Source organism: Luteimonas aquatica (genome assembly GCF_022662575.1).
Taxonomy (GTDB): Bacteria; Pseudomonadota; Gammaproteobacteria; order Xanthomonadales; family Xanthomonadaceae; genus Luteimonas; species Luteimonas aquatica.
Window position 1 is genome coordinate 40,375 of record NZ_JALBFU010000007.1, and the last position, 14,745, is coordinate 55,119.

Annotated in this window: 12 protein-coding genes and 1 other RNA gene; 1 reads left to right on the forward strand and 12 read right to left on the reverse strand. The window is 70.1% G+C overall.

Annotated features, from left to right (window positions below):
* Window positions 1-88: 88 nt before the first annotated feature.
* The 12 genes from ftsA to rnpB form a co-directional block, all read right to left on the reverse strand.
* On the reverse strand, window positions 89-1,324 hold the full coding sequence (gene ftsA, locus MD221_RS13200) for a cell division protein FtsA (RefSeq protein ID WP_242112285.1): 1,236 nt from the start codon (window positions 1,322-1,324) through the stop codon (window positions 89-91).
* Entirely contained in the window at window positions 1,321-2,181 is an 861-nt protein-coding gene (locus tag MD221_RS13205) for a cell division protein FtsQ/DivIB (RefSeq protein WP_242112286.1), read from the reverse strand. Before MD221_RS13205 ends, ftsA begins: the two co-directional genes overlap by 4 nt.
* Window positions 2,178-3,650 carry a UDP-N-acetylmuramate--L-alanine ligase gene (gene murC, locus MD221_RS13210; RefSeq protein ID WP_242112287.1) on the reverse strand — a complete coding sequence of 491 codons (1,473 nt, stop codon included), beginning with the start codon at window positions 3,648-3,650 and terminating at the stop codon, window positions 2,178-2,180. Before murC ends, MD221_RS13205 begins: the two co-directional genes overlap by 4 nt.
* On the reverse strand, window positions 3,647-4,996 hold the full coding sequence (gene ftsW / locus MD221_RS13215) for a putative lipid II flippase FtsW (protein WP_242112289.1): 1,350 nt from the start codon (window positions 4,994-4,996) through the stop codon (window positions 3,647-3,649). The genes murC and ftsW overlap by 4 nt, the downstream gene beginning before the upstream one ends.
* A 1-nt stretch (window position 4,997) precedes the next feature.
* Complete coding sequence (gene mraY / locus MD221_RS13220; protein WP_242112290.1) at window positions 4,998-6,086, reverse strand: phospho-N-acetylmuramoyl-pentapeptide-transferase; 1,089 nt, start codon at window positions 6,084-6,086, stop codon at window positions 4,998-5,000.
* Complete coding sequence (locus tag MD221_RS13225) at window positions 6,076-7,518, reverse strand: UDP-N-acetylmuramoyl-tripeptide--D-alanyl-D-alanine ligase (RefSeq protein WP_242112292.1); 1,443 nt, start codon at window positions 7,516-7,518, stop codon at window positions 6,076-6,078. Before MD221_RS13225 ends, mraY begins: the two co-directional genes overlap by 11 nt.
* On the reverse strand, window positions 7,515-9,017 hold the full coding sequence (locus MD221_RS13230) for a UDP-N-acetylmuramoyl-L-alanyl-D-glutamate--2,6-diaminopimelate ligase (protein WP_242112294.1): 1,503 nt from the start codon (window positions 9,015-9,017) through the stop codon (window positions 7,515-7,517). Before MD221_RS13230 ends, MD221_RS13225 begins: the two co-directional genes overlap by 4 nt.
* Window positions 9,014-10,870, reverse strand: a complete 1,857-nt coding sequence (locus tag MD221_RS13235) for a peptidoglycan D,D-transpeptidase FtsI family protein (protein WP_425602278.1) — start codon at window positions 10,868-10,870, stop codon at window positions 9,014-9,016. Before MD221_RS13235 ends, MD221_RS13230 begins: the two co-directional genes overlap by 4 nt.
* Window positions 10,867-11,130 (reverse strand): cell division protein FtsL, encoded by a 264-nt coding sequence (ftsL, locus tag MD221_RS13240; RefSeq protein WP_242112344.1) that lies wholly within the window; start codon window positions 11,128-11,130, stop codon window positions 10,867-10,869. Before ftsL ends, MD221_RS13235 begins: the two co-directional genes overlap by 4 nt.
* Window positions 11,130-12,050, reverse strand: a complete 921-nt coding sequence (gene rsmH, locus MD221_RS13245; protein ID WP_242112295.1) for a 16S rRNA (cytosine(1402)-N(4))-methyltransferase RsmH — start codon at window positions 12,048-12,050, stop codon at window positions 11,130-11,132. The genes ftsL and rsmH overlap by 1 nt, the downstream gene beginning before the upstream one ends.
* 56 nt (window positions 12,051-12,106) lie before the next feature.
* Window positions 12,107-12,553, reverse strand: coding sequence for a division/cell wall cluster transcriptional repressor MraZ (gene mraZ / locus MD221_RS13250; RefSeq protein WP_242112296.1), 447 nt, complete (start codon window positions 12,551-12,553; stop codon window positions 12,107-12,109).
* 527 nt (window positions 12,554-13,080) lie between these two features.
* An RNA gene (gene rnpB / locus MD221_RS13255) (RNase P RNA component class A) lies at window positions 13,081-13,445 on the reverse strand.
* Window positions 13,446-13,647: 202 nt separating this feature from the next.
* Here rnpB and MD221_RS13260 point away from each other — a divergent pair.
* Window positions 13,648-14,724 carry a hypothetical protein gene (locus MD221_RS13260; protein WP_242112297.1) on the forward strand — a complete coding sequence of 359 codons (1,077 nt, stop codon included), beginning with the start codon at window positions 13,648-13,650 and terminating at the stop codon, window positions 14,722-14,724.
* The last annotated feature ends 21 nt before the right edge of the window (window positions 14,725-14,745 follow it).

Consider the following 14,745-nt stretch of genomic DNA (forward strand, 5'->3'; position numbering starts at 1 on the left):
TTGGATCGGTCGTGTTGCCAAGTTGTCGCAATCGTCTTCGCCTTGCCTTCCGCGCCGCCGCGCCTTCGCGCCGACGCATGACCCGTCGTCAGAACTCGCCGCGGTACCAGTTCTTGAGCTTGTTGAAGAAGGTGCCGGCGCGCCCGGTCGGGATCACCGGGCGGCGCGGATGCTCGATCTGGCTGCCCATCAGCAGCAGGCCGACGCCGGTGGCGTGCACCGGGTTGCCGACCACCTCGCCCAGGCCCGTGACGTGCTGCGGGATGCCCACGCGTACCGGCATCTGCAGCATCTCCTCGGCCAGCTCGACCACGCCTTCCATCTTCGAGGCGCCGCCGGTGAGCACCATGCCGGCGCGCACGTGCTGCTCGAAGCCGGAGCGGCGCAGTTCGGCCTGCACCATCTCGAAGATCTCCTCGTAGCGCGCCTGCACCGCCTGCGCCAGCGACTGGCGCGGCAGGCGCCGCGGCGGACGGTCGCCCACGCTCGGCACCTGGATGGATTCCTCCGAGGTCGCCAGCTGCGCCAGCGCGCAGGCGTAGCGCACCTTGATCTGCTCGGCCTCCGGGGTCGGGGTGCGCAGCATGTGCGCGATGTCCTCGGTGACCTTGTCGCCGGCGATCGGCAGGGACGCGGTGTGGCAGATCGCGCCCTGCACGAAGACCGCCAGGTCGGTGGTGCCGGCGCCCAGGTCGACCAGCACCACGCCCAGCTCGCGCTCGTCGCCGGTCAGCACCGCGGTGCTGGAGGCCAGCGAGGACAGGATCAGGTCGTCGATCTGCAGGCCGCAGCGCTGCACGCACTTGCTGATGTTGGCGGCGGCCGACTGCGCGCACACCACCAGGTGCGCGTGCACCTCCAGGCGCACGCCGGTCATGCCGACCGGGTTGCGGATGCCTTCCTGCGAATCGTCGAGCACGTATTCGCGCGGGATCGCGTGCAGGATCTTCTGGTCGGCGGGAATGGCCACGGCCTTGGCCGCTTCCAGTACGCGGTCGAGGTCGGCGTAGGTCACCTCGCCGTCGCGGATCGGCACGATGCCGGGCGAGTTGCGGCACTGCACGTGGTTGCCGGAGATCGAGGCGTAGACCGAGCGGATCTCGCAGCCGGCCATCAGCTCGGCTTCCTCGATGGCGCGCTGGATCGACTGCACGGTCGACTCGATGTCCACCACCACGCCGCGCTTGAGCCCGCGCGACTCGTGCGAACCGATGCCGATCACCTCGATGGGATTGCCGGGCGAGTACTCGCCCACCAGCGCCACCACCTTGGAGGTGCCGATGTCCAGTCCCACGATCAGTGCCTTGTCGCCTTTGCGGTTCATGTGCGTATCGTCTTTAAGGTCGTTCCCGGCTGCATGGGGAAACCTGATGCCATCCATGGCGCAGCAGTACGGGCTTCGGAACGCCCTGCCCGGCCGTCCGTGGCCGGGCGCTCGTCGGCCGCAGCGGACGCCTTGACGGCGTCCGCTTGCTCGCGGCCACTCGCCCACGTCAGCGCGAAGCCGTTGGTGTAGCGCAGGTCGGCGCTCTGCAGCGGCAGCGGCCTGGACGCCAGCAGCTGCGGCATCAGCCGCGCGAAGCGCGCCAGGCGCAGCCGCGCCTCCTGGCTGCCGACGATCAGCCGGGTGCCGTTGGAGAGGGTCAGCGACCAGCTGCCGCGGCGGTCGAGCGAGACCCCGCTCACCTTGCGGCCTTCGGCGGCGAACATTGCGCCGGCCTCGTTGTACAGCGCCACCACGTCCTTGATGCGCGCGGCCGGGGCGTCGACGTCGAAGCGCGGCAGGCCGGGCGGCACGCGCATGTTGCCGATCGGGAAGATGTTGCCGCGTTCGGACAGCAGTTCCTTCTCGCCCCAGCGCGCGAACGGCCGATATTCGACGATGCGTACTTCCAGCACGTCCGGCCAGCGCTTGCGCACCTCGGCGTGCTCCACCCACGGCAGCTTGGCGACCGCGGCCTGCGCCTGCTCCAGGCGCACGGCGAAGAAGCCGCTGCGTGCGTAGGGCAGCACGGTGCTGCGCAGCTGCTGCGCGTCCACGCGCTGCAGCTCGCCGGCCACGCGCAGCGTGCGCAGCGGCCAGCGCTCGGCGCCGATCCAGCCGTTGAGCACGGCCACCACCGGCAGCGCCACCAGCGCCACGGCCAGGCTCCAGGCGATCAGTCGCAGCAGCGCGCTCATGGCTTGTCCACCGCCTTGCCGGCGTCGAAGCCGTCGTTGGCGATCTGCTGCGCGGCATAGCCGATGTCGCCGGCGCCCATCATCAGCAGCAGGTCGCCGTCGCGCAGGATGTCGGGCAGCACCGCGCGCAGGTCCTGCGCGCCGCCGACCACCACCGGATCGATGCGGCCGCGCGCGCGGATCGCGCGCGCCAGCGACTTGGCGTCGGCGCCGGCGATCGGCGCCTCGCCGGCCGGGTAGACCTCGGTCAGCACCAGGGCGTCGACGTCGGACAGCACGCTGGCGAAATCGTCGAACAGGTCGCGGGTGCGGGTGTAGCGATGCGGCTGGAAGGCGACCACCAGCCGGTGCTGCGGCCAACCGCCGCGCGCGGCGGCGAACACCGCCGCCAGCTCCTTCGGATGGTGGCCGTAGTCGTCGACCAGCTGCACGGCCGCGCCCTGCGCGGTGTGCAGCTCGGCCAGCAGGTTGAAGCGGCGGCCGATGCCCTGGAATTTCTCCAGCGCGCTGGCGATCGCCTCCGGCGCGATGCCGAGCTGCCAGGCCACGGCGGCGGCGGCCAGCGAGTTCTGCACGTTGTGGCGGCCGGGCAGCGCCAGGGTGACCGCCGTGCGCGAGGCATCGGGCAGGCACAGCGTGTAGCGCATGCGCCCGCCCTCCTGCTCCACGTCCTCGGCGCGCACCTCGGCCTTCTCGTCGAAGCCGTAGGTCATCACGTGGCGCGGCATGTCGCAGGCGAGCCTGGCGACGATCGGGTCGTCGATGCACAGCACGGCGATGCCGTAGAACGGCAGCCGGTGCAGGAATTCGGAGAACGCCGCCTGCACGCGCGCGAAGTCGCCGCCGTAGTTCTCCAGGTGGTCGGCGTCGATGTTGGTGACCACCGCCACCAGCGGGTTCAGGCGCAGGAAGCTGCCGTCGCTCTCGTCGGCCTCGGCCACCAGCCAGTCGCCCGAGCCCAGGCGCGCGTTGGCGCCGGCGGCGAGCAGCTGCCCGCCGATCACGAAGGTGGGGTCGAGCCCGCCCTCGGCCAGCACGCTGGACAGCAGCGAGGTGGTGGTGGTCTTGCCGTGGGTGCCCGCGACGGCGATGCCGCGGCGGAAGCGCATCAGCTCGGCCAGCATCTCCGCGCGCGGCACGATCGGGATGCGCTGCGCACGCGCCTCGAGCAGTTCCGGGTTGTCGGGCTTGATGGCGCTGGAGACCACCACGCAGTCGGTGCCCAACACGTTGGCGGCTGCATGGCCGCGGTGCACGTTGGCGCCGAGCTTGGCCAGGCGGCGCGTGACCGCGTTGTCGGCCATGTCCGAGCCGGAGACCTGGTAGCCGAGCGTGCACAGCACTTCCGCTATTCCGCTCATGCCCACGCCGCCGATGCCGATGAAGTGCACGCGCGAGTAGCGGCGCGCGAAGTCGCCAGGAGCGACTCCGCCCGCGTGGTCCTTGGCGTCGTAGAGACGGCGGATCATGCGTGCTGTCCCATCGTGGGTTCGACGCGGCGGCGCGGGCCGCCGGCCTCGCGCGCGGCCACCGGCCTGGCGTCCGTCCTGGGACGCGCGGCGGGCGTTTTCTGCGCGGCCGGTTCGTCCTGCACGCCGCCGGCGGTCGTCTGCACACCTTCCCCACGCAGACGCGCCACCTGGCGTTCGGCGCGATCGAGCTCGTAGGACACGCGCAGCAGCAGGCCGAGCGCGGCGCAGGTCATCAGCACGCTGGAGCCGCCGGAGGAGATCATCGGCAGCGTCAGGCCCTTGGTGGGCAGGATGCCGAGGTTCACGCCGATGGACACGAAGCTCTGCAGGCTGATCCACAGCGCCACGCCGAACGCGCAATAGCCGGCGAAATGGCGGCGCATGCCCACGCAGCGGTAGCCGACCCAGAAGGCGCGGCCGACCAGGGCCACGTACAGGCCGATCACCAGGCAGACGCCGACGAAGCCCAGCTCCTCGGCGATCACCGAGAAGATGAAGTCGGTATGCGCCTCGGGCAGATAGGACAGCTTCTGCACCGACGCGCCGAGCCCGACGCCCGCCCACTCGCCGCGGCCCACGGCCATCAGCGCGTTGCTGAGCTGGTAGCCGGAACCGAGCTGGTCCGCCCACGGATCGAGGAACGAGGTCAGGCGGCGCACGCGGTAGGGTTCCAGGATCGCCACGAAGGCGAACACCGGCAGGCCGATCACGATCGGCATCGACATGCGCGGCAGGTTCACCCCGCCCAGCACCAGCATGCCGGCGGTGATCGCCAGGATCAGCGAGGAGGAGCCGAAGTCCGGCTGCAGCAGCAGCAGCGCCACCAGCGCCACCGCCACGCCCAGCGGCTTGAGCATCGCCGGCCAGGTGGCGTTGACCTCGTCGCGGAAGCGCACCAGGTAGCTCGACAGCCAGACGATGTAGAGCAGCTTCACCGCCTCCACCGCCTGGAACTTGGACACGCCCAGGTTGATCCAGCGCCGCGCGCCGTTGACGCTGCTGCCGATGCCGGGCACGAACACCACGATCAGCAGCAGGAAGCAGCCCAGCAGCAGCAGCTGGTTGTACTGCTCCACGGTCTTGAGCTCGGTGCGCATCGCCCAGACCGCCAGGCCGATGCCGATGGCCAGGAAGATCAGGTGGCGGTTGAGGAAATAGAACGGCCCCACGCCCAGGCCCTCGCCGATGGCGATCGAGCTGGACGCGACCATCACCACGCCCAGGCTGGCGAGCGCGATGCAGATGCCCAGCAGCCAGCCGTCGTAGCGGCCGGCGATGGCATCCAGCCGCGTCGCCTGCCGCGCGCCGCCGGGATAGGAACCGATGTAGGGGGATTCGCCCATGTCAGCGCACCTTCAACGTGGCCAGGCCGACCAGCACGAGGATCACCGAGATGATCCAGAAGCGGACGATCACGCGCGGCTCCGGCCAGCCCTTGAGCTCGAAGTGGTGGTGGATCGGCGCCATGCGGAACACGCGCTTGCCGGTGAGCTTGAACGAGGCCACCTGGATCATCACCGACAGCGTCTCGATCACGAACACGCCGCCCATCACCACCAACACCAGCTCCTGGCGGACGATGATCGCCATCGTGCCGAGCACCGCGCCCAGCGCCAGCGCGCCGATGTCGCCCATGAACACCATCGCCGGATAGGTGTTGAACCACAGGAAGCCCAGCCCCGCGCCGGCGATGGCCGCGCAGATGATGACCAGCTCGCCGGCGCCGGGAATCTGCGGGATCTGCAGGTAGTTGGAGAACACTGCGTTGCCCGAGGCGTAGGCGAACACGCCCAGCGCGCAGGCCACCAGCACGGTCGGCATGATCGCCAGGCCGTCCAGGCCGTCGGTCAAGTTGACCGCGTTGGAGAAGCCGACGATCCAGAAATACGCCACCACGATGAAGAACGCGCCCAGCGGCACCGCGACCATCTTCAGCAGCGGCACGAAGAAGGTGGTCGCCGCCGGCACCGTGGGGTCGGCGGTCATGTACAGGAACACGCCCGCCGCCAGGCCGAAGATCGACTGCAGCAGGTACTTCCAGCGCGACTTCAGCCCGTTGGGATCGCGCTTGACGATCTTGATCCAGTCGTCGAGCCAGCCGATCGCGCCGAAGGCCAGCATCACCGTCAGCACCAGCCAGACGTAGCGGTTGCGCAGGTCGCCCCACAGCAGCACCGACAGCAGCACGGTGATCAGGATCAGCGCCCCGCCCATGGTCGGCGTGCCGGCCTTGGAGAAATGCGTCTGCGGGCCGTCGCTGCGGATCGGCTGGCCGCCCTTGTACTGCGCCAGCTTGCGGATCACCGCCGGGCCCATCCACAGCGACAGGAACAGCGCGGTCAGCGCGGCGAGGATGCCGCGGAAGGTCAGGTAGCCGAACAGCCCGAACAGGCCCTCCAGCTGCTGCAGCCAGCGCGTGAGTTCAAGCAGCATGTGCGGCGTTCCCCTTCTTGTTCGGTCCGCCCTTGCCGGGCCCGCCCCTGTCGTTGTCGCCGGCGTCGGCGGCCAGCAGCCCCTTCACCACGCGGTCCATGGCGCTGCCGCGCGAGCCCTTCACCAGCACGCGCACGGTGGCGTGCAGCTCGGCGCGCAGCGCCTCGGTCAGCTCCTCGTGCGTGGCGAAGGTGCGGGCGCCCTCGCCGAAGGCCTTGGCGGCCATCGCGCTCAGGCCGCCCAGCGCGTACAGGCGCGCGATGCCGGCGTCCTTGGCGCGCTTGCCGGCGGCCTCGTGCAGCGGCTGGGCGTCGACGCCCAGCTCGCGCATGTCGCCCAGCACCAGCCAGGTCTCGCCGTGCGCGCTGGCGAGGGTGTCGATGGCCGCGTTGAGCGAACCGGGATTGGCGTTGTAGCTGTCGTCGATCAGCATCGCCCCGTTGCCCAGGCGATAGCGCATCAGCCGGCCGGCCACCGGCTGCACCTCGCGCAGGCCGGCGACGATGTCCTGCAGCGACACGCCGCAGGCGCTGGCCAGCGCCGCGGCGGCGAGCGCGTTGGCGACGTTGTGGCGGCCGGCCATCGGCACCGCCGCGTCCGCCTCGCCCTCGGGTGTGAGCAGCCGGAACTCGGTGCGGTCGTCGGCCACGCGCAGCTCGCGCGCGCCGATCTCGGCCTCGGCCTCGAGCGCGAAGCGGATCTGGCGGCGGCTGCGCGCGCGCTCGGCGAAATAGCCGGCGAAGGCGTCGTCGGCGTTGATCACCGCCACGCCGTCGCCCGGCAGCGCGTCGTAGATCGCCGCCTTGGTGTCGGCCACGCCTTCCAGGCTGCCCAGGCGCTCCAGGTGCGCGGGCGCGATGTTGTTCACCAGCGCCACGCGCGGACGCACGATGGCGGTGAGGTAGGCGATGTCGCCGGGCTGGCCGGCGCCCATCTCGTAGATCGAGAACACCGCGTCTTCCGGCGCGTCGATCACCGACAGCGGCAGGCCGATCTGGTTGTTGCGGTTGCCGGGGTTGGCGTAGGTCTTGCCGGCGCGCTGCAGGATCGACAGCAGCAGGGTCTTGACCGTGGTCTTGCCGTTGCTGCCGGTGATCGCCACGACCAGGTCGTGGCGCGCGTGCTGCAGCGCCGCGGCCAGCGAGGCCAGCGCGCGCTCGGTGTCGGCGACCACCACCTGCGGCAGCGCCAGCTCCTGCGGCTGCGAGACCAGCGCCGCGCGCACGCCCAGCTCCGCCGCCTCGGCGACGTTGCGGTGGCCGTCGAAGCGCTCGCCCTTGAGCGCCACGAACAGCGCCGCGGACTCGGTGTCGCCGGCGGCGTTGCCGAAGGTGCGCGTGTCGGTGACCACGGCGTCGATCAGCACGTCGCCCTGGCCGTGCAGGCGGCCGCCGGTCCATTGCGCGATGCGGGAGAGCGGCACCGGGATCATGCCCGCTTCTCCCGCGCGCCGCCGTCCAGCAGGGCGCGCGCCACCAGCGTGTCGTCGAAGGGATACTGGTGGCCGGCCACTTCCTGGTAGGGCTCGTGGCCCTTGCCGGCGATCAGCACGATGTCGTCCGGGCCGGCCTCGCCGATCGCGCGCGCGATGGCGGCGGCGCGGTCGCGCTGCACCAGCACGGCGTCGCGGTCGCGGAAGCCTTCCAGGATGTCGGCGACGATGGCGTCGCCGTCCTCGAAGCGCGGGTTGTCGTCGGTGACGATGACGCGGTCGGCATGGGCCTCGGCGATCGCCGCCATCTGCGGGCGCTTGCCGCGGTCGCGGTCGCCGCCGCAGCCGAACACGCAGATCAGCCGGCCGCGCAGGTGGCCGCGCAGCGACTCCAGCGCCTGCTGCAGCGGGTCGGGCTTGTGCGAATAGTCCACGACCACCAGCGGGCGCTGGCGGCCGTCGTCGCCGATGTCGCCGCCCAGGCGGTTCATGCGCCCGGGAATGGGCTGCAGCTGCGGCAGCACCGCGGCGATGTCCTCGTCGCGTTCGCCCAGCGCATGCAGCACGCCGGCCACGGCCAGCAGGTTGTCGATATTGAAGCGGCCCAGCAGCGGCGAATGCAGCGCGTGGCGCGCATCGCCGAGCACCAGGTCGAAACGGATGCCGGAGGCGTCGAGGGCGACGTTCTCCGCGCGTACCTGCGCCTGCGCCTGGCCGCGCGCGCTCAGGCCGATGCCGCGCACGGCGGGCGGCAGCTGCGCCAGCAGGCCGGCGCCGAAGGCGTCGTCGAGATTGATCGCCGCCGCGCGCAGCCCGGCGCGCGAGAACAGCCTGGCCTTGGCGGCGCCGTAGGTCTCCATGTCGCCGTGGTAGTCGAGGTGGTCGCGGGTGAGGTTGGTGAACACCGCCACGTCGTAGTGCACGGCGTCGACGCGGCCCTGGTCGAGCGCGTGCGAGCTGACTTCCATCGCCACCGCGGCGGCGCCGGCATCGCGCAGCTCGGCCAGCAGGGCGTGCATCTGCAGCACCAGCGGCGTGGTGAAGCCGGTCGGCACGGCCGCGCCGTACAGGCCGGCGCCGAGCGTGCCGATGGTGCCGGCGCGGCGCCCGCGCAGCTCCAGCGCCTGCGCGATCAGCTGCACCGTCGAGGTCTTGCCGCTGGTGCCGGTCACGCCGACCATGGTCATGGCGCGCGAGGGCTGTCCGTGGAACCGGTCGGCCATCGCGCCCATGCGCGCGCGCAGCCCGGGCACGGCGATCGCGTCGTCCGGCGCCGGCAGGTCCTGCGGCGCGGGCGGCTCGAACAGGATCGCCGCGGCCTGCGCCGCCCTCGCCTGCTCGACGAAGTGCAGGCCGTGCGTACCGAAGCCGCCGATGGCCACGAAGGCGTTGCCCGGCGCGATGGCGCGGCTGTCCTGCACCAGGCCGGTGATGCGCAGCGACGCCGGCACCGCCGGCAGGTCCGGCAGCAGTTCGGCCAGCGGCATGCTGCGGCTCATGGGTGCACCGCCGCCGCGGCGGCCGCCGCCACTTGCGCCTGCGTGGAGACCGGCTTGCCCGTGTTCTTCTTCGCCTCGGCCTTGGCCTGCTCGGCCAGCCAGGTCTCGATGTCGTCCGGCGGCACGTCCATCAGGCGCAGCGCGCCCTCCATGACGGCGCGGTACACCGGCGCGGACACCAGGCCGCCGTAGTACTTGCCGGCCTGCGGGTCGTTGATGACGATCACCGTGGCGAAGCGCGGATTGGTGGCGGGCACCACGCCGGCGAACAGGGCGAAGTAGTGGCCGGGGTCGTAGCCGCCGCGGCTGGCCTTGCGCGCCGTGCCGGTCTTGCCGGCGACGTGGTAGCCGAGCACGGCCGCCTGCTTGGCGCCGCCGAGGGTCACCACGGTCTCCATCATCCGCACCACTTCGTGGGCGATCTCCGGGCGCACCACCTGCGGCGCCTCGCTCTGCTGGCCCTTGACGAAGGTCGGCGTGACCAGGCGGCCGCCGTTGCCCAGCGCCGAATAGGCGCGCGCGATCTGCAGCGGCGTCACCGACAGGCCGTAGCCGTAGGACATCGTGGTCTTGGACGATCCGCTCCAGCGCGAGGGCGGCGGCAGCACGCCGGAGGACTCGCCCGGGAAGCCGCTGCTCGGCGAGCTGCCGTAGCCGAAGCCGTGCACCGAGTCGTAGAAGGTCTTGTTGGGCACGCGCGCGGCGATCTTGGCGGCGCCGATGTTGGAGCTGCGCGTGATCACGCCGGTCACGTCGAGCACGCCGTTGTTGCGCGGCACGTCGCGGATCGTGAAGCGGCCCACCGCCATGTAGCCGGGATTGGTGTCCACGCGCGTCTCGGGCGTGACCACCCCGGCGTTGAGCGCGGTGGCGATGGTGAGCGGCTTCATCGTCGAGCCCGGCTCGACCAGGTCGGTCACGGCGCGGTTGCGGCGCACGTCGGCGGGCGCGCCGTTGACCGCGTTGGGGTTGTAGCTGGGCAGGTTGGCCATGGCGAGGATCTCGCCGGTGTTCACGTCCATGATCACGATCGAACCGCCGGCGGCCTTGTTCTCGACCAGGGCGTTGCGCAGCTCCTTGTAGGCCAGGAACTGGATGCGGCGGTCGATGCTGAGCGTGATGTCCTTGCCGGGCACGGCCGCGCGCACCAGGTCGACGTTCTCGACGATGCGGCCGCGGCGGTCGCGGATCACCTTCTCGGCGCCCGGCTGGCCGCGCAGCCATTCGTCGAAGGCCAGCTCGACGCCTTCCTGGCCCTTGTCGTCGACGTTGGTGAAGCCCAGGATGTGCGCCATCGCCTCGCCCTGCGGGTAGAAGCGGCGGTATTCGCGCTGCGAGAACACGCCCGGGATCTTCAGCGCCAGGATCTTCTGCGCCTCGACCGGGTTGATGCGGCGCTTGAGGTAGAGGAATTCCTTGTCCGCCTTCTGGGTGAGCTTGCGGGTGAGCTCGTCGGCGGAGATGCCGATCGCCCGGGCCAGCTCGGGAATGCGGTCCGGCGCCTTGAGCAGCTCGCGCGGATTGCTCCACACGCTCTCCACCGGCGTGGACACGGCCAGCGGCTCGCCGTTGCGGTCGGTGATCATGCCGCGCGAGGTGGGGATCGGGATCTCGCGCAGGATGCGGGCGTCGGCCTTCTGCCGGTAGAAGGCGTTGTCGATCAGCTGCAGGTCGACCGCGCGGCCGACCAGCGCCACCGCGCACAGCCCGAGCGTGCCCACCACCAGCCGCAGCCGCCCGCGCAGGTTGAACTGCGCGCGGTTGCGCGACTTGCGCGGCGGCGCGCCGGCGCCGTTCTTGCGGCCGGCGGCCCGGCGCCTGAGCGCGTCGCGGAGGGCGTCGACGAGCTTCATGGCCGGATCACCACGATGTCGGCGCCCTCGGGGAACTTCATGCCGAGCTTGGTGCGCGCGATCAGGTCGATGCGGTTGGCCTCGGCCCAGGTCGCCTGCTCCAGCTGCAGGCGGCCGAAATCCACGTTGAGCTCGTCGCGCGCGTGCTCCAGCCGCGCCAGCTGCACGAACAGCTGGCGGTGCTGGTGGCGGGCGTTGACCACGCCCACCGCGCTGACGATGTTGGCCACGACCAGCACGGCGAGCAGCACGCGCAGGATCATGCGGCGGCCTCCAGCAGCTTCTCGGCCACGCGCAGCACCGCGCTGCGGGCGCGCGGGTTGGCGGCGGTCTCGGCGGCGCCGGCCTTCTGCGCGTCGCCGATGATGCGCAGCGTCGGCACGAAAGGAGCGGCCGCCGGCAATCGGCGATCGGCCGGCGGCGCTTTCGCATGACGCGCGATGAAACGCTTGACGATGCGGTCTTCCAGGGAATGGAAGCTGATCACGGCCAGGCGCCCGCCGGCCTTCAGCGCGGCGTGGGCGCCGTCCAGGCCCTGGGCGAGGTCGTCGAGCTCGCGATTGACATGGATGCGGATCGCCTGGAACGACCGGGTCGCCGGGTGGATTTCCTTCTGGCCGCGCGCCGGCTTGGAACGCGGCATGTTCGCGGCGATCAGCTGCGCCAGGTCGGCGGTGCGCTCCAGCGGCTGCTGCGCGCGCCGGGCGACGATGGCGCGGGCGATGCGGCGGCTCATGCGCTCCTCGCCGTGGGTCCACAGCACGTCGGCGATCTCCTGCTCGGACGCGCGCGCCAGCCACTGCGCCGCGCTCTCGCCGCTGTCGGGGTCCATGCGCATGTCCAGCGGGCCGTCCTTGCCGAAGCTGAAGCCGCGCTCGCCGACGTCCAGCTGCGGCGAGGACACGCCCAGGTCGAGCAGCACGCCGTCCAGGCCGCTCTGCGCGGCGTCCCAGTTCGCGAGGTCGGCGAAGCTGCCGCGGCGGATCGACACGCGCGGATCGGCGCCGAATTCACGCTCGGCGACGGCGATCGCTTCGGGATCCTTGTCCATCAACAGCAGCCGACCTCCTCCCCCCAAGCGTTGCAACACGCCGCGCGCATGTCCGCCGCGCCCGAACGTGCCGTCCAGATACGTTCCGTTCTCCACCACTCGCAGCCCTTCCATGGCCTGCTGGAACATCACAGGCAAATGCTGGACCGGGAGGTGGGCGGAACCGGCGTCCGCGCCACCGGCCGTCACAACTGCAAACCGAGCATGTCCTCGCCCAGATCGGCATCGCCCAGCGTCTGCCTGATCTGCGCCAGATGCGCCTGCTCGCTCCACAACTCGAACTTGTCGCCCATGCCCACCAGCACCGCCCGCTTCTCCACGCCGATCGCGTTGCGATGGCTGGCGGGCAGGCCGATGCGGCCGCTGCCGTCGGGCTCGACGAAGGTCGCCGCGCCCACCAGCTTCAGCTGCAGGTTGCGGCTGACCGATTTGGTGCGCGGCAACGCGTTGACCTGGTCGCGCACGCGCTCCCAGACCGGCTGCGGGTACAGGTACAGGCAGCCGGCCTCGAAGGGGTTGTAGGTGATGACCAGGCGGTTTCCGCACTCGCGCGCGACAAGGTCCCGGTAGCTGGTCGGGATCGCCAGCCGGCCCTTATCGTCGATTGTGATGGCGGTCTCGCCTTGGAACACGACAACCCTTCCGGTTTTGCCCGTCTTCGGCGGGCTTCAACGCCAGAAAACCACGAAACTCCCGGTTTTCCCACGAAGCGCCACCTTAGGATCGCCGCACAGGGTTGTCAACAACTTTCGAAAGTAAATTTCATCAAGCGCGTCAAGGACTTGCGAAGAACTTCAGAGACTTGTTCAAGCTTTATCCACAAGCTTCTGTTTCGTCTCAAATTTTAAGATTTGACCCATCTCACACTCTCTGAGACTTCGGACCGCGCACCCGTTCACACGACATGCTGCAATGCAGCAAGCCGTTGCCCAGAATATTTCCAAAGCCCATCACAAAGAAAGTGGGGCAAATCGATAGGCAACGCCAATGGAACAATCCCGCACATTCCTGCCGCAAGCCGCCAACCGCGCAACCGAGGAGCCCCCTTTGGTAAAGGGGGCGCCGCGAAGCGGCGGGGATTTGGGTGTAAAGAAGCCCGGGGCCCAAAGTTCGCAACGCGAACTTTGGGGCTTCATTTGGCGCCAAGCGCCAAATGAAGCGGCGGAGCCGGCCGATAAGCCGGGTTCTGTCTGGGACAGTCATTCCTCTAGGCGCAGCGTCGCCGCTACGCTCAAGCAGCCTACCCGGAGGCACCGCGGGCCGCGGCATTGCCTCCCTATTTGGCCTTGCTCCCGGTGGGGTTTGCCGTGCCGGTCCGTTGCCGGACTCGCGGTGCGCTCTTACCGCACCATTTCACCCTTGCCGTCCCGCTTGCGCAGTCTTAGGCGGTATCTTTCTGTTGCACTTTCCGTCGGCTCGCGCCGCCCAGGCGTTACCTGGCACCGTGCCCTGTGGAGCCCGGACTTTCCTCGGCACCCGGCCATGACGAGCATGCTCGGGTGACGCGACTGTCTGGCCGGCTCCGCCGCGGGCATTGTCGCATGCACCGACCGCCGCGATGCGCGGCTCCCGAGGGCGGCCCCCTCCGCCGCCGCACCGGTTCAGCTTTCGCCGCGGCGATGGGGTTCGCTTCGACGCGCTCGCGCGGCTGCCGGCCGCCGACGTCACAAGGGATGCGACGGGAAGCGCCGACACTGCTGCTTCGCAATCAACCGAGGGAAGGAGCATGAAGAGACTCGTGATGGGATGCCTGCTGGCCGCGCTCTCGCTGCAGGCGCAGGCGGGACCGAAAAGCATCTTCCTGCAGCTCAACCAGCCCTTCGTCGAAGCCGACATGCGCGCCTGGCTGCAGAAGGCCTGCGACCTCAAGGACGCCGGCGATCCCAACCAGCTCACCAACCTGGTGATCCAGCAGGCCACCCATTCGGACGGCACCTTGCGGGCGGCCGCGCTCAACGTGGCCGAGCCCTACTTCCGCTGCTTCGGCTCCGTGTTCTTCGGCGTCGCGCATAGAAGCAACGAGGAGTGGAAGGATTGGCCCAGACCTCCGGACAAGGACAAGACCAACGACAACCCCGGCACCATGTACGACGCCGGCATCAAGGACGCCAGCTTCCGCGCGGACGGCATCCGCGTCGCCAAGCTCGCCGCCGACAACATCACCGCGCGCTTTCCCAACCTCCCCTTCCACTGGTACGTCTCCTACGAATCCAACCTCAACTACATGACCGATGCCGCCATCCGCGGCGCCTACAAGGAGTACCTGTCGCAGGTCACCGCCTATCTCTACGCGGTGAAGCCGAGATCCATCCTGTGGTCGCCGGCGTTCTGGACGCCCTACGACACGCTGAGCGCCGCGCAGCGCGAGTCGCTCACGGCCGCCGTGGCCGAGGTGCTCGCCTCGAGCCCGCGCCTGAACCGCCTGGATTTCCAGGACTTCATCGGCCAGGCCTCGACCGTGACCTGCGTCAGCCCGACCAACTGCCTGCCGTGGCAGCCCGTGCGCTACAAGATCGACTACCGCAACACGCTCGGCTACTACGCGCTGATGCGCGACGCGCAGGCACGCGCGGGCAATACCGTGGTGAACCTGATGGTGAACATGGAGATGTTCATCACCCAGCGCGACGCCGCCGGAAATGAGGTCGGCTTCACGACCGGCGATCCGCCGGAGCTCGCGTTGCGCGAGCAGAAGTACCGGGAGAACGGCATCCCGATCGGCGCATGCTGGGAAATCCGCTACTGGTATTTCTCGAACTACGGCGTTCCGGCGGTGACCTGGACATATCCGGCGCCGCAATAGGCGCGGGCCGCGGCGAGGCCG

Bases quoted from the DNA above. Each gene is read 5' to 3' on its own strand.
- MD221_RS13230 (WP_242112294.1), bottom strand. From the start codon at position 9,017: ATGAGCCGCAGCATGCCGCTGGCCGAACTGCTGCCGGACCTGCCGGCG.
- MD221_RS13225 (WP_242112292.1), bottom strand. From the start codon at position 7,518: ATGATCCCGGTGCCGCTCTCCCGCATCGCGCAATGGACCGGCGGCCGC.
- ftsW (WP_242112289.1), bottom strand. From the start codon at position 4,996: ATGGGCGAATCCCCCTACATCGGTTCCTATCCCGGCGGCGCGCGGCAG.
- mraY (WP_242112290.1), bottom strand. From the start codon at position 6,086: ATGCTGCTTGAACTCACGCGCTGGCTGCAGCAGCTGGAGGGCCTGTTC.
- MD221_RS13235 (WP_425602278.1), bottom strand. From the start codon at position 10,870: ATGAAGCTCGTCGACGCCCTCCGCGACGCGCTCAGGCGCCGGGCCGCC.
- murC (WP_242112287.1), bottom strand. From the start codon at position 3,650: ATGATCCGCCGTCTCTACGACGCCAAGGACCACGCGGGCGGAGTCGCT.
- MD221_RS13205 (WP_242112286.1), bottom strand. From the start codon at position 2,181: ATGAGCGCGCTGCTGCGACTGATCGCCTGGAGCCTGGCCGTGGCGCTG.
- rsmH (WP_242112295.1), bottom strand. From the start codon at position 12,050: ATGTTCCAGCAGGCCATGGAAGGGCTGCGAGTGGTGGAGAACGGAACG.
- MD221_RS13260 (WP_242112297.1), top strand. From the start codon at position 13,648: ATGAAGAGACTCGTGATGGGATGCCTGCTGGCCGCGCTCTCGCTGCAG.
- ftsA (WP_242112285.1), bottom strand. From the start codon at position 1,324: ATGAACCGCAAAGGCGACAAGGCACTGATCGTGGGACTGGACATCGGC.